The 9,890-nt window shown below is 72.8% G+C and carries 12 protein-coding genes; 8 read left to right on the plus strand and 4 right to left on the minus strand.

Annotation, left to right across the window (positions count from 1 at the left end):
• From ACFWM7_RS29575 to ACFWM7_RS29595, 5 genes are all read left to right on the plus strand, one after another.
• The coding region (locus ACFWM7_RS29575) for a glycoside hydrolase family 20 zincin-like fold domain-containing protein (RefSeq protein WP_383266268.1) at window positions 1-1,798 on the plus strand (1,798 nt) is incomplete at its 5' end.
• A complete protein-coding gene (locus ACFWM7_RS29580; RefSeq protein WP_383266271.1) occupies window positions 1,795-1,959 on the plus strand; it encodes a hypothetical protein in 165 nt (54 codons plus the stop codon). The genes ACFWM7_RS29575 and ACFWM7_RS29580, both read left to right, overlap by 4 nt.
• Entirely contained in the window at window positions 1,956-2,966 is a 1,011-nt protein-coding gene (locus ACFWM7_RS29585; RefSeq protein WP_383266274.1) for an acyltransferase domain-containing protein, read from the plus strand. Before ACFWM7_RS29580 ends, ACFWM7_RS29585 begins: the two co-directional genes overlap by 4 nt.
• 118 nt (window positions 2,967-3,084) lie before the next feature.
• On the plus strand, window positions 3,085-3,240 hold the full coding sequence (locus tag ACFWM7_RS29590; RefSeq protein WP_356569803.1) for a hypothetical protein: 156 nt from the start codon (window positions 3,085-3,087) through the stop codon (window positions 3,238-3,240).
• 122 nt (window positions 3,241-3,362) lie between these two features.
• Entirely contained in the window at window positions 3,363-4,148 is a 786-nt protein-coding gene (locus tag ACFWM7_RS29595) for an SAM-dependent methyltransferase (protein WP_383266277.1), read from the plus strand.
• Between the two features lie 118 nt (window positions 4,149-4,266).
• Here the strand turns inward: ACFWM7_RS29595 and ACFWM7_RS29600 are convergent, their stop codons facing one another.
• Entirely contained in the window at window positions 4,267-4,950 is a 684-nt protein-coding gene (locus tag ACFWM7_RS29600) for an HSP18 transcriptional regulator (protein WP_383266280.1), read from the minus strand.
• A 138-nt stretch (window positions 4,951-5,088) separates the two neighbouring features.
• On the opposite strand from ACFWM7_RS29600, the gene ACFWM7_RS29605 reads away from it, so the two are divergent.
• A complete protein-coding gene (locus ACFWM7_RS29605) occupies window positions 5,089-5,520 on the plus strand; it encodes an Hsp20/alpha crystallin family protein (RefSeq protein WP_383266283.1) in 432 nt (143 codons plus the stop codon).
• A 199-nt stretch (window positions 5,521-5,719) separates the two neighbouring features.
• Complete coding sequence (locus ACFWM7_RS29610; RefSeq protein WP_383266285.1) at window positions 5,720-6,157, plus strand: DUF2267 domain-containing protein; 438 nt, start codon at window positions 5,720-5,722, stop codon at window positions 6,155-6,157.
• 170 nt (window positions 6,158-6,327) lie between these two features.
• Here the strand turns inward: ACFWM7_RS29610 and ACFWM7_RS29615 are convergent, their stop codons facing one another.
• The 3 genes from ACFWM7_RS29615 to ACFWM7_RS29625 all read right to left on the minus strand — a co-directional run bounded on the left by ACFWM7_RS29615 (window position 6,328) and on the right by ACFWM7_RS29625 (window position 9,447).
• On the minus strand, window positions 6,328-7,797 hold the full coding sequence (locus tag ACFWM7_RS29615) for a SulP family inorganic anion transporter (protein ID WP_383266288.1): 1,470 nt from the start codon (window positions 7,795-7,797) through the stop codon (window positions 6,328-6,330).
• Window positions 7,798-7,869: 72 nt separating this feature from the next.
• Window positions 7,870-8,466: a carbonic anhydrase gene (locus tag ACFWM7_RS29620; RefSeq protein WP_383266291.1), complete on the minus strand. Its 597-nt coding sequence runs from the start codon at window positions 8,464-8,466 to the stop codon at window positions 7,870-7,872.
• A gap of 327 nt (window positions 8,467-8,793) precedes the next feature.
• Window positions 8,794-9,447, minus strand: coding sequence for a class I SAM-dependent methyltransferase (locus ACFWM7_RS29625; RefSeq protein WP_383266294.1), 654 nt, complete (start codon window positions 9,445-9,447; stop codon window positions 8,794-8,796).
• A gap of 151 nt (window positions 9,448-9,598) precedes the next feature.
• Here ACFWM7_RS29625 and ACFWM7_RS29630 point away from each other — a divergent pair, with 151 nt between their 5' ends.
• The gene (locus ACFWM7_RS29630) at window positions 9,599-9,865 is read left to right on the plus strand and encodes a hypothetical protein (protein WP_030587200.1); all 267 of its coding nucleotides are present in this window, start codon (window positions 9,599-9,601) and stop codon (window positions 9,863-9,865) included.
• Window positions 9,866-9,890: the final 25 nt, after the last annotated feature.

The raw sequence follows: 9,890 nt of genomic DNA on the forward strand, positions 1-9,890 counted from the left end.
ACCACCCCGGAGCCCCACCGTGCCCGTCACCCCCTTCCCCGCCCCGCGCTCCCTGACGACGACTCCGGGCGGCGCGGCCCTCGACTCCCCGGTCCACGCGAACCCCGACCCGGGCCTACCGCCGCAGGGGTACCGGCTGCGCACCGGCCCGGAAGGCGTCGTGATCGACCACCGCGACGCCCTCGGTCTGCGCTACGCCCTGGCCACCCTCGACCAGCTCCGCGCCGGGCACGACTACACCGCCACCGGCTACACCATCACCGACCACCCCGACTTCCCGGTCCGCGGCTTCCTCCTCGACATCAGCCGCGACCGCGTCCCCACCCGCCGCACCCTGGCCCGCTGGATCGAGATCCTCGCCCTCTCCCGCTTCACCCAGCTGGAGCTGTACGGCGAGCACACCTACGCCTTCCGCGACCACCGGGACGCCTGGCAGGACGCGACCCCCCTCACCGCCGAGGACCTGCGCTGGCTGGACGCGCGCTGCGCCGCCGCCGGCATCGAGCTGGTGGCCAACCAGAACACCTTCGGCCACATGGAACGCTTCCTGCGCCACCCCCGCCACGCCCACCGCGCCGAGAACCCCGAAGGCTTCGAACGCGGCGGCGTCCACCGCCCGCCCAGCACCCTGGAACCCACCGACGACAACGCCGCCTTCGCCACCGCCCTGGTCGAGGAGGTCGCCCGCGAGGTCCGGTCCAGGCGCCTCAACATCGGCGCCGACGAACCCTTCGAGCTGGGGCGCGGAGCCTCCGCGGAGCGGATCGCCCAACAGGGCGTCGGCGAGGTCTACTTCTCCTTCGTCACCCGGCTCATGGCCCCCTGGCTGGAGGCCGGTTACACCGTAGAGTTCTGGGCCGACGTCTTCGCCGACCACCCCGAGCTGATGGACCGCGTCCCGCCGGGAGCCGTGCCCGTGGTGTGGCAGTACGACGGGCCCCGGGTGCTGTCCGAGGTCATCGACGGCGACACGCCCGAGGCCCGCACCTGGCAGCGGCTCGGCGCGGACTTCGACAACCTCCGCGAAGGGTTCCGCTCGCGCGGCAAGCTGCTCTCCGAGGCCGGAGTGCCGTTCTGGGTCGCCCCCGGCGCGAGCAACTGGAACTCCCTCCTCGGCCGGATCGACAATGCCGTGGACAACATGCTCGACGCGGCCGAGACCGGCCGGGAGAACGCCGCGAAAGGATTCCTGCTCACCTCCTGGGGCGACCACGGCCACTGGGACGCGCCTTCGGTGGCGTACGGTCCTGTGGTCTTCGGCGGCGCGGTGAGCTGGTCCCTGGAGACCAACCGGGACCTCGACATCGCCGCCGTCCTCGACGAACACGTCCTGCTGGACGAGGCCCGCCTGACCGGCGGCGTCCTGACACGCCTCGGCCGGCTCCACCGCGACCTGGGAGTGCCGCTGCTCAACGGCTCGCCGATCGCCCGGGCCCTCTTCCCCGACCCCGCCGTCCCGCTGCCGTCCCTCCCGACGCCGGAGGCGTTGGACCGGGTGGCCGCGACGCTCGCCGCCTGCCGTGAGGACCTCACCGCGGCCGATCCGGCCGCCGCCGACGGCGATGTGGTGCGCCGCGAACTCCACCATGCCGTGGCACTCGCGGAGTTCGCCGTGGACGTGCTGCGGGCCCGCGCCGCCGTACGCACTGACGCCGACACCGACGTCGTCTCGGTCTCCGAGGCCCCCGCCGACCCGGGGCCCCCCGCCCCCCCCGCCGCCGGGCCCCCCCGGCGGCGGGGGGGGCCCGGCGCCCTGACCCCCCCGCCCCCGCCCCCGCTGTCCCCGACGCCGACGTGATCGACCCGGCCACCGCGCGCCGCCTGCTGCGCCGGATCGAGCCGCTGCTCGCCGAGCAACGCGCCTGCTGGCTCCTCAGGTCCCGCCCGGGCGGCCTGGACGACAGCATCCGCGAACTGGACCGGCTCCGCCACCAGCTCATCGGGGCGGCCCACGCATGACCGCCGACGCGGAACGTCCCGCCGACCCGGAAGCCGCCGTACGACAGTGGCTGGACGCCCTCGCCGGCCAGCCCGCCGCCCCCACCGTCGCCGACCCGGTGGTACCGACCGCCGCGGAGCTGGCCGAGCGGATGGACCTGCTGGCCGTCCCCGGACCGGACCGGGACGAGGTGGCCGCCGGTCTGCCGGACCCGGGGCGCGACCCCGCCCGGTGGGAGGCGCTGGTCCGCTGCCACCAGCAGCTCTACGCCGACCCCGGCCCCGACGTCCCGTCCGCCGCACCCGACTGGCCCGCCGCGCCCACCGCCTTCGGCAGCGCGGGCCGCTACTTCTACGTCCACCTCTACGTCCTGGCCCTCCCGCAAGCCCTGGAGCGGCAACGCCGCCTCGCCATCCCGGACGACGTCGTCGCCGCCACCTTCGCGGACCTCGGCGCGAAGCTGACCACGTACCGGTCCGGCCACGGCACCGGCGGCTTCGACCGCCAGCGGTGGATCGTCCGCCACTTCCGGGGCGCCCTGCACCGGCTCGGCCGCCTCCAGTTCGAGCGGGGCGTCCTCGACGCGGACGCCACGGGTGGGGACGCGGCAACCGCCGGGGGTCCGGCCCACGGAGACCAGGTCCTCCAGGTGCACATCCCCGGCGACGGCCCGCTCGACCCCTCCGGCTGCGACGCCTCCTTCGCCGCCGCCCGGGAGTTCCACGCCCGCCACTTCCCCGGCACCCGCCACCGGCACGCCACGTGCAGCTCCTGGCTCCTGGACCCGCAACTCGCCGACCACCTCCCGCAAAGCTCCAACATCCTCGCGTTCCAACGGCGCTTCGCGGCCTTCGGGGCCCGCCCGGTGGGCGACGACGACGTGCTGGAGTTCGTCTTCCACGCACCGCCGGGAACAGCCGACCTCGACCGCCTGCCGCAGGAGACGACCCTGCACCGCTCCCTGGTCCGACACCTGCGAGCGGGAGGCCACTGGCGTACGGCCCACGGGTGGACCGACCTGCCGTGACGCCGCCGCTCCCGGTCGGGCCCAGCCGGCTCGACCGGGCGGGCGGCGGCGTGGGACATTACGTCCCTGCGGAACCGGGGGGTTCCGTACGCGAGGGACACGGGGGAGGGGACGGATCATGGATCTGTTCGACGGGGAGCTGGGCGGGCGGGACGACCACGGGCTGGACACCGGAGGCGGCTGGTCGTGGTGCGGTGTCATCACCGTCGGGGTCTTCATCCTGCTCGGGGTGCTGATCACCTGGGTCTTCGGGCTCGTCGGCCGGATTCTCTGAGCGCCCGGCCCCGGCTCGCCTCCACTGCGTGCCGCCGGGCGGCGCGGTACGGTCGCCACCGGGGGCCCGGCCGGGGCGCACCCGGCCAACCACCGTGTACGGAGAGCCGGCAGAGGAGAGACATGAGCGTCGACGACGACGATTTCCGCCGCAGGATCCGGTCCGACGTCCCCCACTCGGCGCGCGTCTGGAACGCCTGGCTGGGCGGCAAGGACCACTACCCGGTGGACCGGGAGCTGGCCGAGGTGGTGAGCGCGGCCTACCCGCAGATGGTCGACATCGCCCGGGCCTCGCGGGCCTTCCAGATCCGCGCGATCCGCTACCTGGCTTCCACGGGGGTACGCCAGTTCCTGGACGTCGGGACCGGGTTGCCGGTGGCGAACAGCACGCACGAGGTCGCGCAGAGCATCGCGCCCGAGTCGCGGATCGTCTACGTGGACAACGACCCGATCGTCCTCGCCCACGCCGAGGCCCTGCTGACCAGCGCGCCCGAGGGCGGCACGGCCTATGTGGAAGCCGATCTCTCCGCGGTCGACACCGTGGTGGACGAGGCGGCGAGGACGCTCGACCTGTCCGAGCCCGTCGCCGTACTCCTGCTCTCGACGCTCGGCCATCTCGCCCCGGCCGAGGGCATCGCCGTCGTCCAGCGGTACCTGGCCCGGATGCCGTCCGGAAGCTTCCTGGTGCTCTGCGACACGGTGAAGACTCCGCAGACGCTGGCGGCGCAGGAGGCGTACGCGTCGGGCGACAACCCGCCCTACCTCGTCCGGGAACCGGAGGAAATCACCGACTGCGCCGCCGGCCTGGAGCTGGTCGAGCCGGGGTTCGTGTCGATCGACCGCTGGCGGCCCGAGGAGGACGACGCGGTACCGGTCGACCAGTGGGGGCTCGTCGCCCGCAAGCCGTAGCCGTAGGCACAGCCGTGGCCGTTGGCTGTATCCGTACGGCGGGGCGGGGGAGCGGCACGACCGTCCATGGAGCATGGAGCGGGCCCGGGCGAGAACGCCCGGGCCCGCGGCCGTACGGTCAGTCGTTCCGTCGCCGGGCTGCCGTGTCCTCGCGCAGCCGGCCGGTGTGGCGGGTGAGCGAATCCACCCGGTCCGCCAACTCCCGGTGCTCCGGAGTGAGATGGGAGTGGAGCGCGGTGAGCGGGGTGACCAGGGCGGCCGCGTCGTCGGCGCCGAGCGCCCTGCGGAGCCGCTCCAGCGAGGGGTCCGCCGAGGCGGGGAGGTCGGCCAGGGCGGAGATCTGCCCGGCGAGGGACCGCAGGTCCGCCGCGTTCTCCCGCGCCCACGTCGTGATCGACCGGTCTCCCGCCCTGCGGTCCCGGGTCGCCCGGACCCGCTGCTCCCCGGTGCTCCCCGCGGAGCCGGGGCGCAGCCGCAGATAGCGGCGCTCGGCGGCCTGCCGGCTGGCGACGCCCAGCGGGTCCGCGAGGTCGGCCCAGCTCGCTCCCGCCGCTCGGGCCGTCTCGATCAGCCCGGTCTCCCAGCCCGCGAGCCGCTCCCGGACTTCGCGCAGCAGCTGGAGCGAGGCCAGGGCCTGTGACCGCTCCAGGCCGGCTTGCGGGGCGGAAAAGGCGCCGTCGGCGCCGGCGTGCGCGTCGCGGACCGCCGCGTCGATGGCCTTGAGGGCCGCCGCCGCCGCGAGGAAGGAGACGGCGTCCGGGGCGGGGCGAGGGGGCGGCTCGGCGTGGGCCGATGGGGACATGGGGGCTCCTCGGTGTGCTCGACGATGCTGTCGTCCTTTCGGTGACATGGTCAGTTGTCATCGAATGGATGACATGCTACAACGGTGTCAGGTGAAAAGCGCGGGCTATCCGCCCGATCGACTGGAGGTGTTTCCGTCATGCTGATGCGTACCGATCCCTTCCGTGAACTCGACCGGATCACCGAGCAGCTCCTGCGCCCCGGCACCTGGTCGCGGCCCTCGGCGATGCCGATGGACGCGTACCGGGAGGGCGACGAGTACGTGGTGGCATTCGATCTTCCCGGCGTCGCGCCGGACGCGATCGACATCGACGTCGAGCGGAACATGCTGACCGTCAAGGCCGAACGCCGGCCGGCCGTGAACGCCGACAACGTACAGATGGAGCTCTCCGAGCGGCCGCTGGGCGCCTTCTCGCGCCAGATCGTTCTCGCGGACACGCTCGACACCGAACGGATCGACGCCGACTACGACGCGGGCGTGCTGACCCTGCGCATCCCGATCGCCGAGCGCGCCAAGCCCCGCAGGATCGCCATCGGCGGGGAGGCCCGGCGCAAGCAGATCAAGGGCTGACCCAGGTCCGCCCGCGACAGCGGCGAAGGCCGGTACGAATCTCCCCTTTTCTTCGGTATGACTTGCTCTTCGGCGGGCATCCGAAGAGCACCTGACCTTGATCCACCCGCTGTCCGCCACCGCGCCGACTCGACGACGAGTCGCGGGGGCGGACAGCGCATCGACATGAGCAGTACGGACGAGAAGGGCTGCCGCCACGATGATCCACGAGCCTCGGAACGCCGGCGCACCGATGGACACGACCTTTGGCCTGCTGTTGGAGAAGATCCGGTACGAGGGCGCCTACCCCACGCGCGAACGTGCCGAGGAGAGCCTGCGTGCCGTGCTGGGGGCGCTCGGCCGGCAGGTCACCGGTGACGAGCGGGTCGCGCTCGCCGCCGCCCTGCCCGAGGAGGCCGCCCGCGTGTTCGCCGCGGAGGTTCCGGCCGTGAAGCAGCTTCCCGGGGCCGCCTTCGTCCGTGAACTCGCCGAGCGGACCGGGGGCACCCCGGCGACCGCCCGGTGGGACGCCGGGGTGGTCCTGAGTCAGCTTGCCGCGCTGGTCGGCGACGACCTCGTCGCCGACGTCGTCAGCTGCCTGCCGCCCGGTTACGCGCTCCTCTTCGGCCGCGCGGAACTCCTCGCCCAGGCGGCCTGATCACACGACTTCGCAGGGCCGGACCCCTGGCCTTACGCCGCTACTTCGGCGGGACGCCGAGACGCCGGCCGCTCACATGAAGCGCCCGGCGTCCCGTTCCGCTCTCTGCCTGTCTGCCTGTCTGCCTGTCGGTCTGTCTGTCTGCCTGACCGACCGACCGGCCGACCGGCCTACCGGCGGATCGTCACCGGTTCGATCTCCGCGTTGTTGTGCCGGCGCGCCCAGTTCTCCAGAGCGACCCGGCAGGCGTGGTCGAGGTGGCGCAGCCCGGTCAGGTCCAGCTCTATGGGCTGGTCCTGCGGGAGCTTCTCCAACTGCTCCAGGATCCGGGGCAGTCGCAGGAAGGTGGCGTTCCCGGTGAGGGTCACCACGACCCGGCCGCCGGTCAGCTCATGGGTGGTGAGCTGGACGTGCGAGGTCTCCCAGGCCGACTTGACCACCGCCAGCAGCAGACCGAGCACGACCCCCTCGAAGAGGTTGGTCACCACGATGGCGATCGCGGTGATCGCCAACAGGACGGCCTCCCCGCGGTGTTCGCGCCACAGCGGGCCGAACTCCTTGGCGGGCACCAGCTTGCACCCGGCGTGCACGAGGATCCCGGCGAGCGCGGCCAGCGGGATGATCCCGACGGCGGCGGGCAGCAGCGCGGCGAAGAGCAGCAGCCACAGGCCGTGCGCGACCCGGGAGAGCGCGGTGGTCGCCCCGGCCTGGACGTTGGCGGCGCTGCGGACGATGACCGCGGTCATCGGCAGGGCGCCGAGGGCCCCGCAGATGGTGTTGCCGACGCCCTGGGCCACCAGCTCCTTGTCGTAGTCGGTACGGGGCCCGTCGTGCATCCGGTCGATGGCCGCCGCGCTGAACAGGCTCTCCGCCGAGGCGATGAGGGCGAAGGCCAGGACCGTGCCGATCACCGCCACGTCGGCGAGCCGGGAGAACTCCGCCCCACCGGGCAGATCGATGGCGTGCAGCAGACCGTTGACGTCGGCCACCGCGGGACTCAGCCCGGCCAGCGAGGCGACCGCGGTGGCCAGGGCGACCGCGGCGAGGGGTGCCGGGACGATCCGCACCCGGGCCGGGAGCTTCGGCCACAGCAGCAGCACGGCGATGGTTCCCGCGCCGAGGCCGAAGGCGGTCAGGGCCTCCTGGTTCGTGACGATGTCGACGGCGAGACCGGGGAGCCCGGCCAGCTTGGCGAGACCGCTGCCAGGCTGTTCGAGGTCGGCCATGGCGTACACCTGGCCCAGCACGATGATCAGCCCGATACCGGCGAGCATGCCCTGCACCACGGAGACGGAGATGGCGCGGAACCAGCGGCCGAAGCGCGCCAGCCCCAGCACGACCTGGAGCAGCCCGGCCGCGAGCACGATCGGACCGAGCGTGCTCAGGCCGAACTCCTTGACGGCCTCGAAGACGAGGACGGTGAGCCCGGCTGCCGGGCCGCTGACCTGGAGTTTGCTTCCGGGGAGGAGGCCGACGACGAGTCCGCCGACGATGCCGGTGACCAGGCCCAGTTCGGCCGGCACCCCGGAGGCGACGGCGACGCCGACGCACAGCGGCAGCGCGACCAGGAAGACGACGAGTGACGCCAGAAGGTCACGGCGTACGACGTGGGGGTTCTTGAGGTCCTTCGCGGAAATCACGATGGCTTCCCTTGTGGGTACGGTCGCGCCCGGCCGGGGCCGAGCGCGGGGACGTGGGGGGAGGGAGAGCCGTCAAAGGCGGGCGAACTCGGTGCCGCGTTCGGGTCGGTGCACGCTGACCGAGCCGGTGTGCACTTCGTAGTACCAGGCGTGCAGGCCGAGGGAGCCCTCGGCGAGCCGCTCGCGCACCGCGGGGTAGCCGCGCAGGGTGTCGAGCTGGGCGAGGGCGTGGGCCTGGACCGCGCCGGGGAGGTCGCCGGCGTCGGTGGGGGGTGTCCGGCCGTCCGTGGAGCGCTCCAGCCAGTGGCGGACGGCCGGCATGGCGGAGAGGTCGTCGCCGCGGAGGATCGCGCCCACCGCGCCGCAGTGGGAGTGCCCGCACACGATGATGTCGCGCACCTGGAGCACGCACAGCGCGTACTCGATGGTGGCGGCCTCACCGGTGGGCCGGTCCTGGCCCGGGTAGGGCGGAACGATGTTGCCCGCGGTACGGAGTTCGAAGAGCTGACCCGGGCGGGCGCCGGTGATCAGCGAGGGGACGACACGCGAGTCCGAGCACGTGACGAAGAGTGCTTCGGGGGTCTGGCCGTCCGCGAGACGTTCGAAATCCTTTGCGTTCGCGGCGACGTGCTCGGTGAATGTCCGGGCGTGTTCTACGAGGGACTGCATGGTGGCCTGCCTCCTGCATCCGGCGGTACCGGGGAGCGGTGTGGTCGGGTCATATCGACGAATGCACTAGTTGTATCCGTATACGTGTTCGGAATAGATGAAGGGTTCTTCACCTTGCGGTTTGCCGGACGGTAGCCCTAATGGGGCTCGCTCCGGCCGCTCCGTACGGATACGACTACACCTGAGCATATAGACCAGAACTTTGCTATCGCATTACCTTCTCGTGAAGGAACGTAAATGCGCCACCCAAGTCATTCATTCGGCTTGTTCTTTGTGATTGCCAATGGGTGGAGAGTGTGAAGAGTTCCGAGAGGTATGACTGCGCCGTCAGATGCGTCGGCCGTGCACGAAGACGTGCGGCTCGGGAGCGCCCGCCGGATGCTCCGGGGTGAACAGCGCGCTGCGTGTCCACTCCACGGCGATGCCCGCCCGCGCGACCAGGGCGGTGAACTCCTCGGCCCCGAAGCTGGAGACCCGCACCGGCTGCCCCATGAACTCCGCGTCGACCCCCGCGACGTCCACCGGCACCGTCGCGGCGACCAGCAGCCCGCCGGGCCGCAGCACCCGGACGAGCCGCTCCAGCAGCTCGACCTGCTCGCGGCGCTCCAGCTGCAACAGCGAGAAGTACACACAGACCGCGTCGAACTCACCCTCGGCCAGCGGAAGATCGCGGATGTCCGCGCAGCGGAACTCGGCCCCCGGGACCTGCCGGGCCGCGAGCGCCGTCATCACCGGCGACACGTCGACGCCCAGCACCCGGTGCCCCGCGTCCGTCAGGGTCTGCGCCGTGGGCCGGCCCGTCCCGCTGCCCACGTCCAGCACGCGGCTCCCCGGGGCGAGATCCATCAGCAGCCGCTCCAGCGATTGCCGGTGGGCGGCAGATGAGGCGAAGGCCCGCTCGTACTCCGCGCCCAGCGCGTCGAACACCGCCGCGGCCGGACTCCCGTGACCGTCGCCCGCACGTTCCTGGCTGTCACCCATCGAGGCGGTCCTTCCGTGGTCCGACGCGCGCCGGGGCCCGTGCACCCGGCCGCTGTGAGCGTCCCCCCGCGAGCGGCTGAGTATGCCGGTCCCGCCCCCCTGAGTACGTTCCCCGATGTCCGGAGCGCCCGGGCCGCTGTTCGATGGCCGTATGACCTCCGAAGCGCCGCGCCGCCCCCGTATCGAGCACGTCACCACCGCCGGCTCCGCCCTGGCCGTCACGCTGCTCCCGCTGGTGGTCGGCGTGCTGCTGGCCAAGACGATGGCGGCGGACCCGATGACATCGGTGAACGCGCTCGTCACCAACGGGCACCGCCCGCGGGTTTCGCCGAAGGAGTGGCGTCGGTGCGGCGGCCACGCGCTGCGTCGGCTGCGGACCGCCGAGCGGCCTTCCTTCGCCCGTATCGGCACGCGCTGACGCCGCCCGGGCCGGTGAGATCCGG

This window comes from Streptomyces sp. NPDC058375, assembly GCF_042723425.1.
GTDB classification, from domain to species: Bacteria; Actinomycetota; Actinomycetes; order Streptomycetales; family Streptomycetaceae; genus Streptomyces; species Streptomyces durocortorensis.